20 protein-coding genes, 2 tRNA genes and 1 pseudogene are annotated in these 23778 nt (G+C 56.7%); 13 read left to right on the forward strand and 10 right to left on the reverse strand.

Going from position 1 to position 23778, the window contains the following annotated elements; all coding sequences use genetic code 11:
• Nucleotides 1-5 precede the first annotated feature (5 nt).
• The 13 genes from folP to pnp all read left to right on the forward strand — a co-directional run bounded on the left by folP (nt 6) and on the right by pnp (nt 12717).
• Nucleotides 6-851, forward strand: a complete 846-nt coding sequence (gene folP / locus ACTG2S_RS06255; RefSeq protein WP_101531045.1) for a dihydropteroate synthase — start codon at nt 6-8, stop codon at nt 849-851.
• Between the two features lie 15 nt (nt 852-866).
• Nucleotides 867-2201 (forward strand): phosphoglucosamine mutase, encoded by a 1335-nt coding sequence (glmM, locus tag ACTG2S_RS06260; protein WP_005338823.1) that lies wholly within the window; start codon nt 867-869, stop codon nt 2199-2201.
• A gap of 131 nt (nt 2202-2332) precedes the next feature.
• The gene (gene tpiA / locus ACTG2S_RS06265) at nt 2333-3097 is read left to right on the forward strand and encodes a triose-phosphate isomerase (protein WP_120414896.1); all 765 of its coding nucleotides are present in this window, start codon (nt 2333-2335) and stop codon (nt 3095-3097) included.
• Nucleotides 3098-3424 (forward strand): preprotein translocase subunit SecG, encoded by a 327-nt coding sequence (gene secG, locus ACTG2S_RS06270; RefSeq protein ID WP_005338811.1) that lies wholly within the window; start codon nt 3098-3100, stop codon nt 3422-3424. It begins immediately after the preceding gene.
• A 7-nt stretch (nt 3425-3431) separates the two neighbouring features.
• Nucleotides 3432-3516: transfer RNA gene (locus ACTG2S_RS06275), tRNA-Leu, on the forward strand.
• A gap of 92 nt (nt 3517-3608) precedes the next feature.
• Nucleotides 3609-3685: transfer RNA gene (locus tag ACTG2S_RS06280), tRNA-Met, on the forward strand.
• Between the two features lie 167 nt (nt 3686-3852).
• On the forward strand, nt 3853-4311 hold the full coding sequence (gene rimP, locus ACTG2S_RS06285; protein ID WP_005338809.1) for a ribosome maturation factor RimP: 459 nt from the start codon (nt 3853-3855) through the stop codon (nt 4309-4311).
• A gap of 14 nt (nt 4312-4325) precedes the next feature.
• On the forward strand, nt 4326-5828 hold the full coding sequence (nusA, locus tag ACTG2S_RS06290; RefSeq protein ID WP_005338808.1) for a transcription termination factor NusA: 1503 nt from the start codon (nt 4326-4328) through the stop codon (nt 5826-5828).
• Between the two features lie 20 nt (nt 5829-5848).
• Nucleotides 5849-8542 (forward strand): translation initiation factor IF-2, encoded by a 2694-nt coding sequence (infB, locus tag ACTG2S_RS06295; RefSeq protein WP_005338806.1) that lies wholly within the window; start codon nt 5849-5851, stop codon nt 8540-8542.
• 55 nt (nt 8543-8597) lie between these two features.
• Nucleotides 8598-9035, forward strand: coding sequence for a 30S ribosome-binding factor RbfA (gene rbfA / locus ACTG2S_RS06300; protein ID WP_005338799.1), 438 nt, complete (start codon nt 8598-8600; stop codon nt 9033-9035).
• Nucleotide 9036: 1 nt separating this feature from the next.
• Complete coding sequence (gene truB / locus ACTG2S_RS06305; RefSeq protein WP_216951945.1) at nt 9037-9987, forward strand: tRNA pseudouridine(55) synthase TruB; 951 nt, start codon at nt 9037-9039, stop codon at nt 9985-9987.
• 145 nt (nt 9988-10132) lie between these two features.
• Nucleotides 10133-10402, forward strand: a complete 270-nt coding sequence (rpsO, locus tag ACTG2S_RS06310; RefSeq protein ID WP_005338797.1) for a 30S ribosomal protein S15 — start codon at nt 10133-10135, stop codon at nt 10400-10402.
• 167 nt (nt 10403-10569) lie between these two features.
• Entirely contained in the window at nt 10570-12717 is a 2148-nt protein-coding gene (pnp, locus tag ACTG2S_RS06315) for a polyribonucleotide nucleotidyltransferase (RefSeq protein ID WP_005338796.1), read from the forward strand.
• A gap of 98 nt (nt 12718-12815) precedes the next feature.
• On the opposite strand, the gene ACTG2S_RS06320 is transcribed toward pnp, so the two are convergent.
• The 10 genes and pseudogenes from ACTG2S_RS06320 to ACTG2S_RS06365 all read right to left on the reverse strand — a co-directional run bounded on the left by ACTG2S_RS06320 (nt 12816) and on the right by ACTG2S_RS06365 (nt 23708).
• A complete protein-coding gene (locus ACTG2S_RS06320; RefSeq protein ID WP_042080649.1) occupies nt 12816-13874 on the reverse strand; it encodes a protein-glutamate methylesterase/protein-glutamine glutaminase in 1059 nt (352 codons plus the stop codon).
• Nucleotides 13871-14362, reverse strand: a complete 492-nt coding sequence (gene cheD / locus ACTG2S_RS06325) for a chemoreceptor glutamine deamidase CheD (RefSeq protein WP_005349556.1) — start codon at nt 14360-14362, stop codon at nt 13871-13873. The genes ACTG2S_RS06320 and cheD overlap by 4 nt, the downstream gene beginning before the upstream one ends.
• 3 nt (nt 14363-14365) lie before the next feature.
• On the reverse strand, nt 14366-15169 hold the full coding sequence (locus ACTG2S_RS06330; protein WP_040068586.1) for a CheR family methyltransferase: 804 nt from the start codon (nt 15167-15169) through the stop codon (nt 14366-14368).
• Between the two features lie 57 nt (nt 15170-15226).
• The gene (locus ACTG2S_RS06335; protein WP_439982172.1) at nt 15227-16981 is read right to left on the reverse strand and encodes a methyl-accepting chemotaxis protein; all 1755 of its coding nucleotides are present in this window, start codon (nt 16979-16981) and stop codon (nt 15227-15229) included.
• A gap of 43 nt (nt 16982-17024) precedes the next feature.
• Entirely contained in the window at nt 17025-17594 is a 570-nt protein-coding gene (locus tag ACTG2S_RS06340; protein ID WP_268012505.1) for a chemotaxis protein CheW, read from the reverse strand.
• A gap of 12 nt (nt 17595-17606) precedes the next feature.
• Nucleotides 17607-19532, reverse strand: coding sequence for a HAMP domain-containing methyl-accepting chemotaxis protein (locus ACTG2S_RS06345; protein ID WP_274160192.1), 1926 nt, complete (start codon nt 19530-19532; stop codon nt 17607-17609).
• Between the two features lie 10 nt (nt 19533-19542).
• Nucleotides 19543-21753: pseudogene (locus tag ACTG2S_RS06350) on the reverse strand (chemotaxis protein CheA).
• Nucleotides 21754-21775: 22 nt separating this feature from the next.
• A complete protein-coding gene (locus ACTG2S_RS06355; protein ID WP_005338780.1) occupies nt 21776-22102 on the reverse strand; it encodes an STAS domain-containing protein in 327 nt (108 codons plus the stop codon).
• 13 nt (nt 22103-22115) lie between these two features.
• Nucleotides 22116-22484: a response regulator gene (locus ACTG2S_RS06360; RefSeq protein ID WP_005338778.1), complete on the reverse strand. Its 369-nt coding sequence runs from the start codon at nt 22482-22484 to the stop codon at nt 22116-22118.
• 9 nt (nt 22485-22493) lie between these two features.
• Nucleotides 22494-23708: a methyl-accepting chemotaxis protein gene (locus ACTG2S_RS06365; protein WP_047439311.1), complete on the reverse strand. Its 1215-nt coding sequence runs from the start codon at nt 23706-23708 to the stop codon at nt 22494-22496.
• Nucleotides 23709-23778 lie beyond the last annotated feature (70 nt).

Here is a 23778-nt window from a genome sequence, read left to right on the forward strand (position 1 = left end):
TGAAAATGCAGTTAACCAGCAAGGGGCTCAGCCTCTCCCTCGATCGTCCCCATGTGATGGGGATCCTCAATGTGACGCCCGACTCCTTCTCCGATGGCGGTAATTTCAACCAGTTTGAACGGGCAATGGCCCATGCGCGCCAGATGGTCTCTGACGGTGCGACCCTCATCGACATCGGTGGCGAGTCAACCCGCCCTGGTGCGCCCGATGTGAACGAGCAGGAGGAGCTGGACAGGGTCATTCCTGTTGTGGAGCAGATGGTTCGTGAGCTGGATGTGATGATCTCCCTCGATACCTCCAAAGCGGCTGTGATGCGGGAGGGTTGCAAGGCGGGTGCCCATCTGATCAACGATGTGCGGGCGCTGCAAGAGCCTGGAGCGCTGCAGGCCGCGGCCGAAGCGCGGGTTCCGGTCTGTCTGATGCATATGCAGGGGCAGCCGAGAACCATGCAAGTCGAGCCGCACTATGACGACCTGATCGGGGAGGTACGCGCCTTCTTTGATGAGCGTATTGCGGCTTGTCTGGCGGTCGGGATCCGTCGTGAAGAGCTGTTGCTGGATCCGGGATATGGCTTTGGCAAAACCCTTGCACACAACTATCAGCTGTTGGCGGCTCAAAAGGAACTGCTTGATTATGGCTTGCCGCTATTGGTGGGGATGTCGCGAAAGTCTATGATAGGCAACCTGCTGGGCCGTCCGGTGGATGAGCGTCTGGCGGGCAGTCTGGCATGCGCCCTTATCGGCATGCAGCATGGGGCCCGCATCATCAGGGTACATGATGTACGGGAGACCATGGACGCATTGCGCGTCGGTTGGCTGGCAATGACGGGACAAGATTTTATTTCCAGATAATAAAGAGAACAGACAATGGCAAGAAAGTATTTCGGTACCGATGGTGTGCGCGGCAAGGTTGGCGAATACCCGATCACCCCTGATTTTGTAATGAAATTAGGTTGGGCTGCCGGCAAGGTGCTCTCCAAGAAGGGCACCAAAAAGGTGCTGATTGGCAAAGATACCCGCATCTCCGGTTACATGCTGGAATCCGCGCTGGAAGCGGGGCTCTCTGCGGCAGGCCTCAAGGCCATTCTGATGGGACCGATGCCCACGCCGGCGGTTGCCTACCTGACTCGCACTTTCCGTGCCGAAGCTGGCATCGTCATCAGCGCTTCCCACAATCCCTTCTACGACAACGGCATCAAGTTCTTCTCCGCCGACGGCACCAAGCTGCCCGATGATGTCGAGCTGGCTATCGAAGCCGAGCTGGATCACGAGCTCAAGTGTGTCGAGTCGGCCGAACTTGGCAAAGCGGTGCGCATTGATGATGCCGCCGGTCGCTATATCGAATTCTGCAAGAGCACCTTCCCCTCCCACATGAATCTGGATGGGGTGAAAATGGTGGTCGACTGTGGCCACGGCGCCACTTACCACATTGCGCCGTCGGTTTTCCGCGAACTGGGTGCCGAAGTGATCACCATGGGCTGTGCCCCGGATGGTCTCAACATCAACGATGGTGTCGGTTCGACTGCACCTGACGCCCTGGTGGCCAAGGTGCTGGAGTGCAAGGCTGATCTGGGGGTTGCCTTTGATGGTGATGGTGACCGTCTGATCATGGTTGACCACACCGGCTATCTCATCGACGGTGATGAAGTGCTCTATATCATCGCACGCGATGCTCTGCGCAATGGTCGACTCAAGGGGGGCGTAGTCGGCACCCTGATGGCCAACATGGGTCTGGAGCTGGCGCTGCAAACCCTGGGTATTCCGTTTGCCCGTGCCAAGGTGGGTGACCGCTATGTGCTGGAGATGATGGAAGAGAAGGGCTGGCGTATCGGTGGCGAGAACTCCGGCCACATCATCTGCCTGGATCAGACCACTACGGGTGATGGCATCGTAGCCGCCTTGCAGGTGCTTACCGCCATGCGCAGCGCCGAGATGCCGCTTGCCAAGCTGCGCTCCGGCATGAGCAAGTTCCCGCAGGTGCTGGTGAATGTTCGCTTTGCCGAAGGCAAGGATCCGCTGGCCGCTGATGCTGTCATGGCTGAGGTTGCCAAGGTGGAACAGGAGCTGGCTGGTCGTGGTCGCGTACTGTTGCGTAAATCAGGTACCGAACCGCTGATCCGGGTCATGGTCGAAGGGGAGCATGAACAGCAGGTGCGTGACATGGCTCAGCGCATCGCCAAGCAGGTTGAATCGGCGTTTTAATGAACAACCAGGGCGGCTTTTTAGCCGCCCTGGTTGTATCTTGTTCAAACGATTCAAAAATTTAAAAATAGCACTTGTCAGCTGAGCATCCTCTGGATATTATCAGCCCCGCTTTCGCAAGGGAGTTGCCGATGGGACATCGCAAGCCGTTTGTAGCAGCCAACTGGAAGTTGCACGGTAGTAAGTCGCAGTTAGAGCAGTTTACGAGTCAGTGTCTAAGCGGCGTTGACGGAAAAGTAGATGTGGTTCTCTGTCCTTCCCATGTGCATCTCGACTTTAGCGCTTCACTGCTCAATGAGCAGAAGGTAATAAAGTTGGGGGCTCAGAATGTGAGTCAGCACGCGACCGGCGCTTACACTGGAGAAATCTCGTGTCAGATGCTGGTTGAGGCAGGGTGTCGTTACGTATTGGTAGGGCACTCCGAGCGTAGGCGTCTCTTTGGTGAGACCAGTTTTATCGTCGCAGAGAAGTTTGCGGCAGCCAGAGCGGCAGGCTTGATTCCAATCCTCTGTTTAGGTGAATCAGGTGCGGCGAGGCAGGCGAGAAGAGCCTTCGAGGTGATCGCTGAAGAGCTGGATATCGTCATAGAGAAAAATGGCGCGATGGCTTTCGATAATGCTATCATCGCCTACGAGCCGATTTGGGCTGTAGGTACAGGTAAATGCGCCACACCCGAGCAGGCACAAGAGGTTCATTCCTTTATACGTGGTCGCTTGGCGGAGGATACTCCGGTAATAGGTGAGAAAGTTAGAATCATCTATGGTGGGAGCGTAACGCCGAGCAACGCGAGAGATTTGTTTGCACAGCCCGACATTGATGGCGGACTGATTGGCGGAGCAAGCCTAGATAGCGATACGTTTTTAGGAATTGTTGAAGCGGCAAAGGGTGCAAGTTAAATGTACGAGATTCTTTTAGTCGTTTATCTGCTGGTTTCACTGGCTCTGATTGGTCTGGTGATGATTCAGCAAGGTAAAGGGGCTGATATGGGCGCCTCCTTCGGCGCAGGGGCATCGAACACAGTATTCGGCTCCGGTGGTTCAGGCAGTTTCCTGACCCGAACAACAGCAATTTTGGCTACTCTGTTTTTCGTTATCAGCCTGGTGCTCGGATCTATGTCCAGCAACAAGGTAAAGCAGGGTAGTGAATGGGAAAATCTGCAACAAACCCAACAGGTTGAGCAGACCAAAGCGCCAGTGAAGAAAGATACTGACGTTCCCGAGTAAGAGTTTTGCCGTGGTGGTGGAATTGGTAGACACGCTATCTTGAGGGGGTAGTGCTCTAGGGTGTGCGGGTTCGAGTCCCGCCCACGGCACCAATTAAGCAGTGAGCTCGGGAAACCGAGTGTATTATAGCCAGTCAGTCTTGTATCGAGAGAGTGAAGTGGCTATAATCTCGCACGATTTCGGACGCGGGGTGGAGCAGCATGGTAGCTCGTCGGGCTCATAACCCGAAGGTCGTCGGTTCAAATCCGGCCCCCGCAACCAAATTTCACGCATTTCCTACGCTCAGGAAGGCGGTCGCTGCGAGGCGACAATCAGGGTAAAGCGCCAAGCCCCGATTTGACATCGGGGCTTTTTTGTTATGTGCAATTTACTCTGAATCGATATCTATCTGGGCTTTATGCCCTTTTTTTGTTTTTCGGAGGGTGACTTTGGCTACGTTGGAACAACGTTTGACCGATCTGCTCGAGGCTCCGGTCGTTGCCTTGGGTTTTGAACTTTGGGGTATTGAGTTTATCCGTGCGGGTAAACACTCCACCTTGCGTGTCTATATTGACGGCGAGCAGGGTGTGACTGTCGAGAACTGTGCTGAGGTCAGCCATCAGGTTGGCGCCATCATGGACGTCGAAGATCCCATCACCGAGGAGTATTACCTCGAGGTATCCTCCCCTGGCCTGGATCGTCCCCTGTTCAAGGTTGCCCATTTCGAAAAATACGTTGGCCAAGAGGCGGCGGTAACGCTTCGGATGGCAACAAACAACCGCCGCAAGTTCAAAGGCGTAATCAAAGCTGTGCAAGGCGACATGATCACCCTGACAGTAGATGGTAAGGACGACGTGTTGGCTTTCACCAATATCCAAAAAGCGAACATAGTGCCGAACTTTGGTTAACGAGGCTATCGGATATGAATAAAGAGATTTTGCTGGTCGTTGACGCAGTATCCAACGAGAAAGCGGTACCCCGCGAGAAGATCTTCCAGGCTCTGGAAACCGCGCTGGCGACTGCGACCAAGAAGAAATATGAAGGCGAGATTGAAGTTCGGGTCGAAATCGATCGCAAGACCGGTGACTACGACACTTATCGCCGCTGGGTAGTCATTGCGGATCAAGCCGCGATGGAAAACCCCTATGCTGAAATCACCCTGGAAGCGGCGCAGATTGATCAGCCGGAAATCCAGATCGGTGAGTATGTTGAAGACCAGATCGACTCTGTGACCTTCGACCGTATCACTACCCAGACCGCCAAGCAGGTTATCGTGCAGAAAGTGCGCGAAGCCGAGCGTTCACAAGTAGTTGATCAGTTTAAAGATAAAGAAGGCACCATCATCAGTGGTGTGGTCAAGAAGAGCAACCGCGACAACGTCATCCTGGATCTGGGCAGCAATGCTGAAGCCGTGATCTTCCGTGATGACATGCTGCCGCGTGAAACCTTCCGCCCGGGCGACCGTGTCCGTGGCCTGCTCTATGCAGTGCGTCCGGAAGCCCGTGGTTCCCAGCTGTTTGTCAGCCGTTCCAGCCCGGACTTCCTGAAAGAGCTGTTCCGTATCGAAGTACCGGAGATCGGTGAAGAGATGATCGAAATCATGGGCGCGGCCCGTGATCCGGGTTCCCGCGCCAAGATCGCGGTGAAGACCAATGATCGTCGTATCGACCCGATCGGTGCCTGTATCGGTATGCGCGGTGCCCGTGTGCAAGCTGTCTCCGCCGAGCTGAGCGGTGAGCGTGCCGACATCGTGCTGTACGATGACAACCCGGCCCAGTACGTGATCAATGCCATGGCACCTGCCGATGTGGCCTCGATCATCGTTGATGAAGACAACCACACCATGGATATCGCCGTGGAAGCTGCCAACCTGGCTCAGGCCATCGGTCGCAATGGTCAGAACGTGCGTCTGGCCTCCCAGCTGACCGGTTGGGAGCTGAACGTGATGACCGTTGAGGACATGCGTGCCAAGCACCAGGCCGAAAACGACCGCATCATGAACCTGTTCACCAGCACTCTGGATATCGACGACGATTTCGCCGGTCTGCTGATGGAAGAGGGCTTCTCTACCCTGGAAGAGATCGCCTTTGTACCGGTCAACGAGCTGCTGGCTATCGACGGTCTGGATGAAGACATGGTCGAAGAGCTGCGCAAGCGCGCCAAAGATGCCCTGACTACCAAGGCACTGGCCAAAGAAGAGTCTTTCGATGGCGTTGAGCCGTCCGAAGAGCTGCTCAATCTGAACGGTCTGAGCCGCGAACTGGCTTACGCTCTGGCGGGCCGTGGCGTTGGCACCCTGGAAGATTTGGCTGAGCAAGGTATCGATGACCTTGCTGATATTGAAGGGCTGACTGCCGAGAAGGCAGGTGAGCTCATTATGGCTGCTCGCAATATCTGTTGGTTCGGAGAAGAGCAGTCCGAGTAAGATCAAACGGAGGAAAATGAATGGCAGAAGTATCAGTCAAACAACTTGCCACTGACATCGACACACCGGTTGATCGTCTTCTCCAGCAGTTTGTCGATGCCGGTATCAGCAAGAGCAAGGCCGACGACATGGTCAGCGAGTCTGAGAAACAGGCTCTGCTGGCACACCTGAAGAAACAGCATGGAGGTGACGAGGTCGCCGCTCCTGCCCGCATGACCTTGCAGCGCAAGACCAAGAGCACCATCAGTGTTCAGGGTACTGGCGGCAAGAACAAGGAAGTGCAGGTAGAAGTGCGCAAGTCTCGCACCTATGTAAGACGCTCGGCGCTGGAAGATGAACAGCGTCAGGCGGAAGCCGAGGAAACAGCGCGTTTGGAAGCAGAAGAAAAAGCTCGTCGCGAGGCCGAAGAGAAGGCTCGCCTCGAAGCTGAAGAGAAGGCTCGCCGTGAGGCTGAGCAAGCTCGTCGTGAAGCTGAGGAAAAGGCGCGGATCGAGGCACAATCAAAGGCTCGACAGGCTTCACAGCCCGCCAAAGCAGCCAGTAGCACAGCTCAGCAAGAGGCAGAAAAGATGGCCAAGCGCGAAGCAGAAGAACTGAAGCGCCAACAGGAACAGACAGCTTTGAAAAAAGCTGAAGAACTCGCCGCGAAGAAAGCCGAAGAGGCTCGTCTCATGGCGGAACAGAACGCAGCCCGCTGGGCTGAAGAAGAGGCCGCTCGCGCCAAAGAGAGCAGCGACTACCATCTGACCACCAACAAGCATGCGCAAGCCGCAGAAGATGAGTTGGATCGGAAAGAAGAGACCAGCCGCCGCACTGCTGCAGCTGCCAAGGCACCGAAGAAAGCCGGTCGTCGTGAAGATGATCGCGACTCTCGCAACCCGCGTGCCCGCAAAGGCAAGCGCGGCAAGGTCGCCATGCCGAACGCCATGAAGCACGGCTTCAACAAGCCGGCTGCCGTGGTGAACCGCGACGTCGTCATCGGCGAGACCATCACTGTGGCCGAACTGGCCAACAAGATGGCCGTCAAGGGCGTTGAAGTCATCAAGGTGATGATGAAGATGGGTGCCATGGCCACCATCAACCAGGTGATCGATCAGGAGACCGCTCAGCTGGTCGCCGAGGAGATGGGTCACAAGGTTGTGCTGCGTCGTGAGAACGAGCTGGAAGAGGCGGTGCTGTCCGATCGTGACGAGACCTCCGAAGCCAAGCCGCGCGCACCGGTCGTTACCATCATGGGTCACGTTGATCACGGTAAGACCTCGCTGCTCGACTACATTCGTAAAGCCAAGGTTGCTGCTGGCGAAGCCGGTGGTATTACCCAGCATATCGGTGCTTACCACGTACAGACCGACAGCGGCATGATCACCTTCCTGGATACTCCGGGTCACGCGGCGTTTACCTCCATGCGTGCTCGTGGTGCCAAGGCGACCGATATCGTTGTTCTGGTTGTTGCAGCTGACGACGGCGTGATGCCGCAAACCATCGAAGCTATCCAGCACGCCAAGGCGGCCGGTGTGCCGCTGGTTGTTGCGGTCAACAAGATCGACAAGCCGGAAGCGGATCCTGATCGCGTCAAGACCGAACTGGCCCGTTACAACGTCATGTCCGAAGATTGGGGTGGAGACTGCCAGTTCGTGCACGTATCCGCCAAGTCTGGCGAAGGCATCGACGACCTGCTGGAAGCCATCCTGATCCAGGCTGAAGTACTGGAGCTGAAAGCGGTGGTTGACGGCATGGCCAACGGCGTCGTGATCGAATCCTTCCTGGATAAAGGTCGTGGTCCGGTTGCTACCGTACTGGTACAAGAAGGTACTCTGCGTCAGGGCGACATCGTTCTGTGTGGTCTCGAGTACGGCCGTGTTCGCGCCATGCGTGACGAACTGGGTCGCGAGATCAAGGAAGCGGGTCCGTCCCTGCCGGTGGAAATCCTGGGTCTGTCCGGCGTTCCCTCTGCCGGTGACGAAGCCACCGTTGTCCGTGACGAGAAGAAAGCCCGTGAAGTGGCGCTCTATCGTCAGGGCAAGTTCCGCGAAGTCAAGCTGGCTCGCCAGCAGAAGGCCAAGCTGGAAAACATGTTCGCCAACATGACCGAGGGCGAAGTGTCCGAAGTGAACGTGGTGATCAAGGCCGACGTACAAGGTTCTGTGGAAGCGATCTGCGATGCGCTGGTCAAACTCTCCACCGACGAAGTGAAGGTGAAGATCGTGGGTTCCGGCGTAGGTGGTATCACCGAAACCGACGCGACCCTGGCTGCTGCTTCCAGCGCCATCCTGGTTGGTTTCAACGTCCGTGCCGACGCATCTGCGCGCAAGGTCATCGAATCCGAGAGCCTGGATCTGCGTTACTACTCCGTCATCTATGACCTGATCGACGAAGTGAAGCAGGCCATGAGCGGCAAGCTGGCCCCTGAGTATCGTCAGGAGATCATCGGTCTTGCTGAAGTGCGTAGCGTCTTCAAGTCTCCGAAGTTCGGCGCAGTTGCCGGCTGTATGGTTACCGAAGGTGTGGTCAAGCGTTCCAACCGTATCCGCGTTCTGCGTGACAACGTGGTCATCTATGAAGGCGAGCTGGAATCCCTGCGTCGTTTCAAGGATGACGTCAACGAAGTTCGCAACGGCTACGAGTGTGGTATCGCGGTCAAGAACTACAACGACGTGCGCGAAGGCGACCAGATCGAAGTTTACGAGACTGTTGAAATCCAACGGACTCTGTAAGCCGAGAGTTAGACAAAATAGGGGGCCGCGGCCCCCTTTTATCGCAGGATAGAATATGGCCAGAGAATTCAGCCGGACCCGTCGGGTCGGACAGCAGATCCAGCGTGAAATTGCGCTGATCCTGCAGCGCGAGGTGAAAGACCCGCGCATCGGCATGGTGACCGTTTCCGATGTGGAAGTGTCCCGTGACCTCAACTATGCCAAGATTTACGTCACCTTCTTGCAGCTGGAAAATGATGCCGAGCGCATCAAGGAAGGCTTGCAGGGTCTGACCGAAGCAGCCGGATATATCCGTAGTCTGCTGGGCAGTGCCATGCGTCTGCGCGTGGTGCCCGAGCTGCGTTTCTACTACGACCAGACCCTGGTCGAGGGGATGCGTCTCTCCAACCTGGTGACCAACACTGTGCGTGAAGACAAGCGCCGCATGGCCGAATCCGGCCGTGACGAAGAAGCTGAATCCGCACCGGATGACACGACTGAGGATAAAGCCTGAGATGACCCGAAGACGTCGTTTCAAGGGCCGTGATGTGCACGGCATTCTGCTGCTGGACAAGCCGACCGGCCTGACCTCCAACGATGTGTTGCAGAAGGTCAAGCGCATCTACAACGCCGCCAAGGCCGGTCACACCGGCGCACTGGATCCGCTGGCGACCGGCATGCTGCCGATCTGCCTCGGCGAGGCCACCAAGTTCTCCCAGTATTTGCTGGAAGCGGACAAGCGCTATGAGGTGACCGCCAAACTGGGCGAGCGCACCAACACCAGCGACTCTGATGGTGAGGTGGTATCCACCCGTCCGGTGAACGTGGCTGTCGGTACCCTGATCGAGGCGCTGGACCAGTTCCGCGGCCCCATCATGCAGGTGCCCTCCATGTACTCCGCGCTCAAGCACAACGGCCGTCCGCTCTATGAATATGCCCGCGAAGGTATCGAGATTGAGCGTGAAGCCCGTCCCATCACCGTATTCGAGCTCAAACTGCTGAGCTTCGAAGGTGATGAAGTGCGCCTTGAAGTGCACTGCAGCAAAGGCACCTATATCCGCTCTCTGGTAGATGATCTGGGTGAAGTGCTGGGCTGTGGCGCCCACGTGACCCAGCTGCGTCGTACCCAGGTGGCCAGTTATCCGTACGAGCGGATGCTGACCCTGGAGCAACTCGAGTGCATCTTCGAGCAGGCCAAGGCCGAGAGCATCCCGCCGCGCGAGCAGCTGGATCCTTTGTTGCTGCCGATGGATACCGCTGTGGCATCCCTGCCCGAGGTGAACATGCTGGCGGTAGTCGCCGCCTATGTGAATCAGGGTCAGGCGGTGCAGGTACCGGGGGCTCCGGCCAGCGGTCAGGTTCGCATGACTGTCGGCCCGGAGCGCGAGTTCATCGGTGTCGGCGAGATTGATGATGATGGCCGTGTCGCGCCCAAGCGACTGGTGCGTTATCACGACGAGGAGTGATCCTCTGGCGGTATAGGGTATCTCTTTCCCGTTTCGCCTCTTTATCATTGCGAAAAGGGACGGGGACGATTATTATACCGCCCTCATTTCACGGCTGAATTAGAGATTGGCTGTGAACCTTTAAACACTCTACTGGAGTATTACCATGTCTCTAAATGCTGAGATCAAAGCTCAAATCGTTGCTGACAACGCTCGTTGCGCCAACGACACTGGCTCCCCCGAAGTGCAAGTTGCCCTGCTGACTGCCCAGATCAACCATCTGCAAGGTCACTTCAAGGAGCACTCCAAGGATCACCACGGTCGTCGCGGTCTGCTGCGCATGGTTTCCCAGCGTCGTAAGCTGCTGGACTACCTGAAGCGTAAAGATTCCGAGCGTTATGCTGCTCTGATCGCCAAGCTGGGTCTGCGTCGTTAATCGACCATCAGATTTCGCGAAAAAGGGGAACCGTCAGGTTCCCCTTTTTTATTGCTCTTCAAGCCGTTGCCTGCCTCACAGAATTCGCGTCGCCGCTTACCTTTTGCATCGAATCAAGTATACTTGTGCGCGAATTTAAAGAGCCAAATTGTAAAAAGGAAATTCACGTGAATCCTATTGTAAAGTCATTCCAGTACGGTCAACACACCGTCACTCTGGAAACCGGTGTGATGGCCCGTCAAGCCACTGCGGCCGTTATGGTCAGCATGGACGATACCTGCGTATTTGTGACCGTAGTCGGCAAGAAAGAGGCCGATCACGGCCGTGATTTCTTCCCGCTGACCGTCAACTACCAGGAGCGTACCTATGCTGCTGGTCGTATCCCGGGTGGTTTCTTCCGTCGTGAAGGCCGTCCGAGCGAAGGCGAGACCCTCATCTCCCGTCTGATCGACCGTCCTATTCGTCCGCTGTTCCCGGAAGGCTTCCTCAATGAGGTTCAGGTCGTTGCGACCGTAATGTCCGTGAATCCGGCCGTATCCCCCGACATCGTTGCCATGATCGGTGCCTCTGCTGCACTGGCCATCTCCGGTATCCCGTTTGGCGGCCCGATCGGTGCTGCTCGCGTGGGTTACATGAACGGTCAGTATGTGCTGAACCCGACCACCACCGAACTGCCGCAGAGCGACTTGGATCTGGTGGTTGCCGGTACTGCCAACGCGGTACTGATGGTTGAGTCCGAAGCGGCCATCCTTTCCGAAGAGGTCATGCTGGGCGCCGTGGTATACGGTCACGAGCAGATGCAGACCGTGATCAATGCGATCAACGAGTTTGCCGCTGCCGTCGGCACCAAGCCGTGGGACTGGACTCCGCCTGCCGTCAACGAAGCTCTGAAAGCCAAGGTTGCCGAGCTGGCGAGCGCCGAACTGGGTGAAGCCTACCGCATCACCGAGAAGGCAGTTCGTTACGAAACCATCGCGGCCATCAAGGGTCGTGTAGTTGAGCAAGTTATCGCTTCCGGCGTGGAAGAAGATGCCAAGAAGATCGGCGAAGAGTTCCACAGCCTGGAAAGCCGCATCGTTCGTGGTCGCGTAGTACGTGGTGAGCCGCGTATCGATGGTCGCGATCCGGAAATGATCCGCGCCCTGAGCGTAGGTACCGGTATTCTGCCCCGTGCCCACGGTTCTGCCCTGTTCACCCGTGGTGAAACTCAGGCCATCGTGGTCGCCACTCTGGGTACCGAGCGTGACGCCCAGAACATCGACGAGCTGACCGGCAACCGTGCCGATCGCTTCATGCTGCACTACAACTTCCCGCCATACTGTGTCGGTGAGACCGGCATGATGGGTAGCCCGAAGCGTCGTGAAATCGGTCACGGCCGTCTGGCCAAGCGCGGCGTTGCTGCCGTGATGCCGAGCGCCGCCGAGTTCCCGTACGTGGTGCGCGTGGTCTCTGAAATCACCGAATCCAACGGCTCCTCCTCCATGGCGTCTGTCTGTGGTTCCTCTCTGGCGCTGATGGATGCCGGTGTGCCGATCAAGGCCTCCGTGGCCGGTATCGCCATGGGTCTGGTGAAGGAAGAAGAAGGTTTCGTCGTGCTGTCCGACATCTTGGGTGACGAAGATCACCTGGGCGACATGGACTTCAAAGTAGCCGGTACCACCGAAGGTGTGACCGCGCTGCAGATGGACATCAAGATCGAAGGCATCACCAAAGAGATCATGGAGATTGCGCTGAAGCAAGCTCGTGGTGCTCGTCTGCACATCCTGAAAGTGATGGATGAAGCTATCCAGGCTCCCCGTGCCCAGATCTCCGATTTCGCACCGCGTATCCACACCATCAAGATCAATCCTGAGAAGATCAAGGACGTGATCGGTAAGGGTGGTTCCGTGATCCGTGCGCTGACCGAAGAGACCGGCACCAACATCGAGCTGGACGATGACGGTACTGTACGTATCTCCGCCGTGGCCAACGAAGCCGCCATGGAAGCGATCCGTCGCATCGAGGCCATCACCGCCGAGATCGAAGTGAACCGCATCTATGAAGGTAAAGTTGTTCGTCTGGCCGATTTCGGTGCATTCGTCAACATTCTGCCGGGCAAAGATGGTCTGGTACACATCTCCCAGATCACCGACGCTCGCGTGCAGAACGTGGCTGACCACCTGACAATCGGTGACGTGGTCAAGGTGAAGGTACTGGAAGTGGACCGTCAGGGCCGTGTACGTCTCTCCATCAAGGAAGCGAACGCCCCGACCGAAGCAGCTGCACCTGCTGCTGACGCCGCTCCGGCCGCTGAAGAAGCGCCTGCTGCAGAGTAATTTGCTCGCCCGATACCGGATTGGTTCCGGTTGATGTAAAAAGTCCGGCTCCCCTCGGGGAGCCGGACTTTTTTATGGTCAAAACGCGCGATAAGGGATTACTTGCCGAGGATGGCGTATTGCATCTCTTGTAAGGGGAGCACATGGCGGGCAGCTCCCAGCTTGATCGCCTCCTTGGGCATGCCGAAGACCACGCAGGAGGCCTCATCCTGGGCATAGGTGTTGGCACCCGCATCCAGCATCTCGCGCAATCCCCGGGCACCGTCATCCCCCATGCCGGTCATGATGATGCCGGTGGCATTCTTGCCGGCATATTTGGCGACGGAGCGAAACAGCACATCTACCGAGGGGCGATGGCGGTTGATAAGCGGCCCGTCGACCACCTCGACGTGATAGTAGGCACCGCTGCGTTTGAGCAGCATATGCTTGCCTCCGGGGGCAATCAGCGCCAGCCCCGGGATCACCCGGTCATTATTCCTCGCCTCCCGCACTTCTATCTGGCAGACCCCGTTCAGGCGTTCTGCAAACATGGCGGTAAATTTCTCCGGCATGTGCTGCACGATGACAATGCCGGGGCTGACCCGGGGTAAGGCAGTCAGTACGGCTTCCAGCGCCTGGGTGCCGCCGGTCGAGGTGCCGATGGCGATGAGGCGCTCGGTGGTTTGTGCCATGGCGTGCTGGTTGGGCGCCAGCATGGCATCTGCGTTGAGTTTGGTGCTGACTGGTACAGAGGAGGGCTTGCCCACGCGCTTGAGGTTGGCCTGGGCCGCAGCACGTACCGCCATAGCCAGGTCGTGGGCAGATTCTTGCAGAAAGCTTTTTATCCCCATGGTCGGTTTGGTGATGATGTCCACCGCGCCGGCAGCCATTGCCTGCAAGGTGGTCTCGGCCCCCTTTTCGGTGAGGGAGGAGCAGATCACCACCGGGGTTGGATGCTCTGCCATGATCTTGGAGAGAAAAGTGATGCCATCCATACGGGGCATCTCCACATCGAGCACGATGACGTCAGGCCACTCTTTCTTCAGTTTTTCCTGGGCAAACAGGGGGTCCGATGCCGTGGCTATCACCCGGATATCGGGCTCCTGCTCCAGCACCGCTTGCAATACCTGTCTGACCACGGCGGAATCATCCACCAGCATGACCCGGATCTGCTTCATTCTCGCGACTCCCGTTGATGTGGCAGACGATGATGGCGGAGCCAGACACTGCCGTTGCTGAGCTCAAAGAGCAAGCTTCGGTGGCCGCTATGGCCAAGATGATGAGCCTTGATATCAAGGCCAAGGTGTCGGGTCAGCTGCCAGGCTGCCTGAATATTTTTGGCGGCGACATTGTTGTCGCTCTGTGCGTATTGAGGCTCGGTAAACATGTTGCCACCCCCGAACAACTTGGCCTCATATTCATGGATAGGGGCGGGATAGTGACTGGCCGCTTGCAGCAGCAAGGCGAGGGCCTCATCGGCATAGCGCCCATCCAGCTTGGTTGAGGGATTGCGCCGACTTGGCAGCATGTAGTGACACATTCCTCCCTGTTTCTGCTCCGGATGCCACAAGGTGATGGCAATACAGGAGCCCAGTACGGTTCTGACCACCACATCCTCCTTGCCAAAAAAGAGCTCTCCCGGTTGCAGGATCACCTCCCGAGTCATGACTTATCTCTTCTGATAGATGGAAGGCGAGACAAGCTGCAGGCCGTGGTGCAGGCCATGCAGGCTCTCGGCGTGGCTCACCAGCAGGTAGCCACCGGGTTTGAGTCTGGGTACCAGCCGCTGCAATACTTGCCCTTTGGTCTCCTTGTTGAAGTAGATCATCACGTTTCTGATGAAGATGACGTCAAACATGCCGATGTCCGGCAGATCCTGATTGAGGTTGATCTGCATGAACTGCACCTTGTCCCGCAACTTGCGATCGATGATGAAGATGCCCTCCTGCAGGCCCACACCCTTGAGGCAATATTTCATCAAAAAGGGCAGTGGAATATTTTGCGCCCGCTCGATGGGGTAGCGCCCGCTCATCGCCTGTTCCAGCACCCGGGACGAGATATCGGAGGCCAGGATCTCCCAGTTGAAGGTGCTGCGTTTTTCCGCGAGGGTCATGGCCAGACTGTAGGGCTCCTCGCCGGATGAGCTGGCAGCGCTCCAGACCCGCAGTGGTTGCTCGGGCGGGAGCGCTGATACTATCTCCCGCGTCAGAAACTCGAAGTGTTTGGGCTCCCTGAAAAAGTAGGTTTCGTTGGTGGTAAGGAGATCAAGCGCCAGCTGCAGTTCGCTGCTGCGATCGTTCATGATGAGCTGGAAGTAGTCGTCATAACTATCCAGCTCATAGTGGCAGAGCCGTTTCGCCAGGCGGCTGGCCACCAGCGCCTTCTTGGCTGGAGACAGCTCTATCCCCGCCGTTTGATGAAGCCAGCGTTGGAAACGGGAGAACTCATCATCATGCAGCTGGGTTTGATACAAAAAACAGTCCCTCTACCTGTGTTGTCGGAGATGGGAGAGGCAACGCCTCTCCCGTGACTAGAACCGCACAAAATCGCTATCGCCCGTGGGGCGTTGGACTGTGGTGGCTCGTTCCCGACTGTTGGCAGTGCTCTCGTTCATGAAGCGACCTCGGGTATTGGGGTGAAGATGCGAGGTGGCTGCTTTACCTTCTTTGGCGTGGGCCTCCAGGGTAAAGAACTCCATGGCCAGTTGCAGCTGTTCAGCCTGGCTGCTCATCTCTTCTGCTGTGGCAGCCAGCTCTTCGCTGCAAGAAGCGTTCTGCTGGGTAACCTGACTCAGCTGGTTCATGGCCTGATTGATCTGGCTGACACCGGTGGATTGCTCAACCGAAGCGGCACTGATCTCCTGCACCAGATCCGAGGTCTTGTTGATTGAAGGAACCATCTGATCCAGCAAACGACCTGCTTTTTCCGCCATCTCGACACTGCTGGAGGCTAGCTCACCAATCTCCTGTGCTGCCACCTGGCTGCGTTCGGCCAGTTTGCGCACCTCCGCCGCCACTACGGCAAAGCCTTTGCCGTGATCGCCTGCCCGCGCCGCTTCGATAGCTGCGTTGAGTGCCAACAGATTGGTCTGGTAGGCGATGTCATCGATGATGCCAATCCGTCTGGCGATCTGCTTCATGGCATCCACAGTCAGTTTGACCGCTTCTCCTCCCTCTACGGCCTCTTTGGCTGCCTTGCTGGCCATGCCATCGGTGACCTGGGCATTGTCGGTATTCTGGTTGATGCTGGCGCTCATCTGCTCGATGGAGGCGCTGGTCTCCTCCATGCTGGAGGCCTGTTCACTGCTGGATTGGCTGATCGACTGGGCGGTCGCGCTTACCTGCTCGGCTGCACTGGAGAGGTTGTCAGAGGCGCCGCGTACTTCGGTAACAATCTTGGTCAAGGAGGCGATGGTCTTGTTGAGCGCATCCTTGGTGGTGCCAAACACGCCGGGATAGTCCGCCTCAATCTGTTGGGTCAGATCACCTTTTGCCAAACATTGTACGACCCGGATGACGTCGTTGAGGGTGCTGTCGATCACTTCGGCAATCTGGTTGATCCCTTCTCCCATCGCCTGAAAGAAGCCGCTCTTGCCAGTAAGTTCCATCCTGCGGTGCAGCTCGCCATTGATCACGGCCTGCACAATGTCGGACATCTCTTTCTCTATCATCACCTCCTTGGTTCTGTCGGCCCATTCGACCACGGATCCCAACCGTTCACCGGTATCGTTGAAGACCGGATTGGCGATCAGGGAGAAGGTGCGCCCCCCCAGCTGGATCTGGGTACGGTAGGTGCTGTTGAGTTTGGCCAGCATGGCGCGCTGATGGCCGGGATTTTTATGAAAGCTGTCGATGTTGGCGCCCATCAGCTGATTGGCGTTGAAGCTGTAGAGCTCTTTCTTGATGTCGGTCTCAGCCTGATTGAGCATGCCGGTCACAGCCTCGTTCATATAGATAATGTCGAGGTTGGTATCGGCAATCATCACGTTGGTGCTGGCGCAGTCGAGGGCTTTGCGAACCAGCTGGTTCTCATGGAGCAACACCTGGTTCTTTTTAATGTCGTTGCGGCTCTGTTCCAGCTTGTCACTGAGCAAGGTGACCACCTCGTTGATGGCATGTCCTACTTCACGCAAGGGACTGTCCATACCGGAAAGATCGAGTGGTGCTGGAACCTGCTCTGCCAGGACTGCGTGTTGCAGCTGGCCGATTGCGTCGAGTAACTGGGTCCGCTGCCTCACTTCGGTGGCATTGTCTCCGAAGAGTTTTCCTAAGAGTGATTGGGTCATGAGCGTTTCCTTATGCTGCATGTCGTGGAGTATGGAGGCCTGTTCAGGAGGGTTGCAGGCTGCCTTGTGGCAACCTTGCCTGTGGCTGGGCCAGTTCGTTGAGTTGAGCCATCTCATCGAGTGACAACACTTTCCCGGTATCGATGAGGATGACGAATTTGCCGTTGACCTTGCCCATGCCGCTGATGAAATCGGCCCGGATGCGGGCACCAAAACTGGGGGGGGGCTCGATATCTGCTTGTGGGATACCCAGTACTTCCGATACGGAATCCACCACAACGCCAATATCCTGACCTACAGGTTCCTCGCCCTGCGGGGCCACCCCCTCAATAATGACGATACAACTGCGGCGAGTGATGACCGAAGGTGCATTGCCAAAGCGGGCGTTCAAGTCTACGACCGACACTACCGCTCCTCTGAGGTTGATTACGCCGCGAATAAAACCCGGCATCATTGGAACCGGAGTGATATTGCCGTATTCGATGATCTCTTTGACCCCCAGAATATTGATGGCGAACATCTCGTTGTTGATCAGAAATGTCAGGTACTGGGCATCGCCACTGCTCTCGTCAGCGGCCGCTGATGGCACCGTGATGTCGGTGGATGTATGCATGGTCGCCTCCGGTTAAAAGCGGACAAAATCCGCGTCATCAATGGAATGGGATGATGGTTGATTGGGCTGGCTGGCCCGTTGTGGGGGGGCGATGAAACTGCCTCTGGGAGGCATGCCCTTGTGGCCGGTTTCATTGGGCCTGGTGTTGAGCTGCGCACTTTTCTCCAGAGCAAAAAAGGCCATGGTTTGCTGCAGTTCGCTGGCTTGCGAGCTCATCTCTTCGGCCGTGGCCGCCAGCTCCTCGCTGCTGGCCGCATTCTGCTGTGTCACCTGATTAAGCTGGTTCATGGCCAGACTGATCTGGTTGGCTGCGCTGGCTTGTTCCCCGGAAGCAGCATTGATCTCTTGTACCAGGTCAGAGGTTTTGCGAATGGAGGGGACGATCCTCTCCAGCAGGTTGCCAGCCCGCTCTGCCTTGCTGACACTGTCGGAGGAGAGCTCGCCAATCTCCTGCGCTGCGATCTGGCTGCGCTCTGCCAGTTTTCTCACCTCGGCAGCAACCACCGCGAAGCCTTTGCCATGCTCTCCGGCGCGAGCCGCCTCGATGGCGGCGTTGAGGGCAAGCAGGTTGGTTTGGTAGGCAATGTCGTCGATGATGCTGACTTTCTTGGCGATTTGCTGCATGGCGGTCACCGTCTGTTGAACGGATTGGCCCCCTTCGGTTGCCTCCAGCACCGAGTTGCTGGCCATGCTGTCGGTGATCTTGGCGTTCTCGGTGTTCTGATTGATGCTGGCGCTCATCTGCTCGATAGAGGCGCTGGTCTCTTCAACGCTGGCTGCTTGCTCACTGGTGGCCTGGCTCAATGCCTGCGCAGTGTTGCTCACCTGATTGGAGGCATTGGTCAGGTTGTCGGCGGCGTTGCGTACCTCTTCGATGATATTGGTCAGCGCAGTGATGGTCCGGTTGAGGCCGTCTTTGGTCTGGCCAAAAATACCTGGGTAGGGCTCATCGATCCGTTGGGTCAGATCCCCCTTGGAGAGCGCGGTGGCGATGCGCATCACATCTTCCAGGCTGGTATCTGTCACATGGGAGAGGCGATTCAGCAGCTCGGATACCCGCTTGATGTAGCCCTGACGATCCTCCAGCGCAATTTTGTGGCTGAAGTCGCCCTGTTCGACAGCGGCAGTGACCAGCGTTTCGATATCCGTGATCAAGGCCCCCAGTTTCTTGACCATGTTATCCATCGCCATCAAGAGCTGACCCGCTTCATCATTGGACTCTATCTGGATCGATACATCCAGATTGCCATCGGCCAGACTATTGGCCACGCGCAGAGCCTGTTCGATAGGGGTGATGATGCTTTTGATTAGCAGGGTGCCAAACCAAGCTGCGAGTGCGATGCCGACCGCGATAACCACCGCCATGGTTATCAGCATCACGTCATACCAGGATTGCGCTGCGGTATATTCCGACTTGGCCACATTGAGCTGCAGGTTGACCAGCTCGGTGATTTTGTTGCCTATCGGGTCGATGGAGCCATAGAGGGCACCGTCAAAAGTGTTCAGCATGCCAGTAATCATGCCGTGCTGGGTGGCGAGGTATTTCTCCAGCTTGCCAATATCGGTATCGGCCGCGTTGAACAGGGTTGTCGCCTCGGCTGACAAACGCTGTTCATCTGGTGTGAGGGTGGTGGACTGGTAGTGATGCCACTCGTTTTTGATTGTCTGCTGTGCCTGTTGTATCTGCTTCAAAGCCTCTTCTGCCGGGATCAGCCCCGCATTGGCCTTGTTGAGGTTGTCGATGATCGAGACGGCATAGCTGTCGGAGATGGTCTTCAGCTGCTTAAGGGGAACCACCCTGTCGTTGTAAACGCGCTGCAACCCGGTATTGCTGCTCTGCATGTTGTATAACCCGAGGCTGCCAACGGCCAGCAGCAGCAGGCAGAGCATGCAGAGCAGTACAATAAGACGCGATTTGATGGTGGAATTTTTTAACATGATGGTCCCCTCAGTTGATGCTGGATTGAGGCACGTTGCGCGACACTGTCAACCTGTTGAGCTGACAGGATTCCTGAGTGATTGCGTGCTGAATCAGCGAAGGAATGTCGAGGATCAGGGCGACCTCTCCCCCCCCCAGAATGGTTGAACCACTGATGCCCTGCAGGCGCTGGAACAATTTCCCCAACGGTTTGATGACGGTCTGGAATTCTCCCAGCAGTTCATCCACTACCAGTCCGGATTTTTTGCCTGCATGGCTGACCACGACAATGTTCTCGCGCCGCCCCTTGCTGCCATTGGTATCGAAGTAGTGTTGCAGGCGGATAAAGGGCAGCACCTCACCACGCAAATTGATGTAATTGCGACCCTGAGTGTCGGACTGTGCACTCTGGGTCAATTCAACGCACTCGATCACCATATCGAGGGGAATGACGTAGTGGGTGTCGCAGACTCGCACCAGGAAGCCGTCGATGATGGCAAGGGTGAGCGGCAGGCGGATCTGCACACGGGTTCCTTTTCCCGGGATGCTGTCCAGATCGACTGTGCCGCGCAGGGCAGTGATGTTGCGTTTGACGACATCCATGCCAACCCCACGACCGGAGAGGTTGGTTATCGCCTCGGCGGTAGAGAACCCCGGCTCGAAGATCAGGTTGTATATCTCCTGATCCGTCAGCGTGGTGGTTGGGCTGATCAGACCGCGCTCGATGGCTTTTTGCTGGATCCTGGCTTTGTTGAGACCAGCTCCATCATCCCGAATTTCGATGACGATACTGTTGGAGTCATGATAGGCATTGAGATTCAGGGTGCCACGGGGGGGTTTGCCTGCCAGCAGCCGTTGCTCTGCCGATTCGATGCCATGATCCATCGAGTTTCTGACCAGATGCATCAGCGGATCGCCGATCTTCTCTACCACCGACTTGTCCAGTTCGGTCTCGGCTCCGGAGATTACCAGAGTGATATCCTTGTTCAGTTCCTGACTGACATCGCGCACCACCCGCTGGAAGCGGTTGAAGGTATCGCCGATAGGCACCATTCGCAGGCGCAGTGCACTGTCGCGGATCTCTTCCACCAGCATGGCAATGACTGAGGTGGCTTCCTGCAGTTGGCTTTCGCGGGTACGTTGGGCCAGCAGATTGGCTCCTGAACTGGCGACTACCAGCTCCCCGACCAGATTGATTAGATCGTCCAGCTTGTCGGCATGTACCCTGACGTAACGACCCTCTTTGCTCTTGCTCTCCTTGGTCTGGTTCTGTTTTTTCAGGGCGGCATCGACGACGGCTTCGTTGACGGCACCCTGCGCAATCAGGATTTCTCCGAGTTTGGGCGCTTGTTCTGCCGGGGTCGCTTGTTGTGCCTGCAGACCGCTGGCTAACTCCTCTGCGGTGAGGGCGCCGGTGTTGACCAGCAACTGCCCCAGCATAGCGCTATCTTCCGGTAGCGACTCGATCAGGTTGATGAACTCGGTGATCTTGCTGTGGGGCGGCAAGATGGTGATCTGGCAGTCATCTCTGACAAATTCAAAAACATCGCTGATGGCTGCCTTATCTGCCTGCGAGTCGAAGTCTATCTCGTAGCCGAGGTAGCAATTCTCCGGATCGAACTGTTCCCAATCCGGTAGCGCCTGATGGATAGTCTCCACCGAGCATATGGTTCCGAGAGTGCCGAGATAGCGCAGAAATGCGGCCGGATCCATGCCATTGCGCAGCACATCGGGACCAAAACGCAGGGAGATATGCCACAGGGAGGCGGAGCTGGTAATCCCTCCCTCTTTTTCGATCTTGGGTTCCGGCGTATGTACAGTATCTGGCAGCGTGGCATGGGGGACGCACTGATGACGGGTGAGGGTGAGCCTCAGCCGTTCATCCTGGTTGGCATCGCCATCGCTTAACGTGCTGCCCTGTTCTGCAACGACACTGATGAGCGTCTGGATGTGGTCACAGCTCTCCAGCAGATCCTTGATCAGAGGAGAGGTGACGGTGAGCTACTGATTGCGGATCTGGTCTAATAGATCCTCGACGATATGGGTAAACCCGACGATGGGTTGCAGACCAAACAGGCCAGCCGACCCCTTGATGGTATGAGCAGCACGGAAGATGGCACCAATCAGCTCGCTATTGTCAGGGTCAGATTCCAGTGATAGAAGGGCTGACTCCATCTCTTCAAGCAACTCGCGTGCCTCGGCGATATAGGTTTGTAAAGCCTGATCAAGATCGATGCTCACGGTGACTCCTTGTCATGGTGGCTCAGGGCCGTTCGCCATGGGTGATGAGGGTGGGGTCGCCAAAAAAGGCCGAGAGTTGGCAGAGCTCCAGCAGTTCAAGCACAACATGGCTGTGCCAGACCAGCGCCAGGGAGGTGCCCTGCTGCAGAGCGGTCTTCTTCGCTGCCAGCAGCAGTTGCAGCCCGGCGCTGTCTATCTCGGATACCGCTGCCAGATTCAGCTCCAGTTCGTTTCCCTGATGCAATAAGGGCGAGAGAGCATCTTTCAGCTCGCTGACTGTATAAATGGTGATCTCGTCCGGCATGGTCACCACCACCTTGTTGTCGAGTGGCTCACTCTGTAGTTGCATGATGCGCTCCGGATCACGGCATGATGAGCTTGGCGACTGCGGCCAGCATCTGTTCGGGCTGGAAGGGTTTGACCACCCAAGCTTTGGCTCCTGCGGCTTGTCCCTCCTGCTTCTTGCTGTCCTGAGACTCGGTGGTCAGCATGATGACAGGGGTAAATTTGTAGTTGGCCAGCTTTTTGGCCTCTTTGACGAAGGTGATGCCATCCATGTTCGGCATGTTGACGTCACTGATGATCAGGTTGATCTTCTTGCCATCTAGTTTGTTGAGCGCATCTTTGCCGTCAGAGGCTTCCATGACCTCATAACCGGCTCCCTTGAGGGTCATGCCCACGACTTGGCGAATAGTTGCCGAGTCATCCACGATCAGGATCGTTTTGCCCATATCTCTCTCCTAGAAAAATGTGATGTCGGCGCTGCTTGGTTGCGCGTTGACAGAACGGGTGGTGCGACCATGGTGAATATTGCGCTGTTCGTCGGTGGCGTATGAGAGCTCCATCTCTGCCAGCCAGCGATTGGCATCGATCTGGATTGGCCCTGTCGCATTGCTGCTCTGCTCCGAAGCAACCAGATGGCTGGAGAGGCTCTCCATGTTTTGTCTGACGTGGCTGAGGATCTGGCTGACTCTGTCCTGAAATTGCAGCGAGACAATGACGCTGGAGATTTCGCGATGGATATCGGTGCTCTCGTTTTGCAGCAGGGAGGCGGATTCCGCCAGGCTGTCAGTGGCATGGCGAAAACGGGCCAGTACCTGTTCGATTGTCTGCTCCGAGTTGAGCGCCGAGGCGTGATCCCGTGCGGCTGCATTTTCGGCAATCTGGAAGGCGCGGCCGATAGCAGTATTGATGGTGTCTACCTTGTCGGTCATCTTTTGGGCGGTTTCGCTGGAGAGGCGGGAGAGGTTGCGCACTTCATCAGCGACCACAGCAAAGCCACGACCAGCTTCCCCAGCGCGAGCCGCTTCAATGGCTGCGTTGAGGGCCAGCAGGTTGGTCTGGGAGGCGATTTTGGCCACATCCATGGCCATGGTGTTGAGCTCTATGGTGTAGGTGGTCAGGCTTTTTATCTCACCCAGCATGGCGTCCCGATTGGCCTGGGCGGAGTGCAGGATGGCAACTACTTCATTGAGCTGCTGCTGGCTCTCGCTCAAGACTCCAGCCATGCCACGGGAATTGGCATCACCCAGTTCTCCCGCTGCCAGATGAGAAGCATTGACAGCTTCTTCCAGCTTGTTGGCCAAGCCGCTGAAGCGTTGAGTCAGGTCAATCATCGCGGCTTCGGTTTGTTGACGAGAGCTTTCAATTTGCTGGGACCAGATAGGTAGAGCCTTCTCGCACACCTGTTCGAGCCCGATGATGGAGTGGGCGAGAGGATCGGTTGCGACGGTTTGTTCCTCTCCGGCACGATGTCGGAGTGTGTGCTGGTGGAAGTGACTCGATGTCCAGAGCGCGGCGGCAATACCAACCAGCACATTGAGCAGCAGGTAGAGAGGTGACAGCGCATCGGCGAGCTGCAGCAACAGGCAGCTCAGCAGAGCAAGCCCGATGCAGCAAATCCAGCAAACCGATTCCCAAAGCGGTGTGTTCACGCCACTTTTGTGTTGTGCCATACGTAGCTTATCCCTGTGCAATTATTTGGTAAGAGGTAAAGGCGCGGGACCGAAACAGTCATGGTGCCCC

Source organism: Aeromonas sp. 82P (assembly GCF_051919365.1).
GTDB lineage: Bacteria > Pseudomonadota > Gammaproteobacteria > Enterobacterales > Aeromonadaceae > Aeromonas > Aeromonas veronii.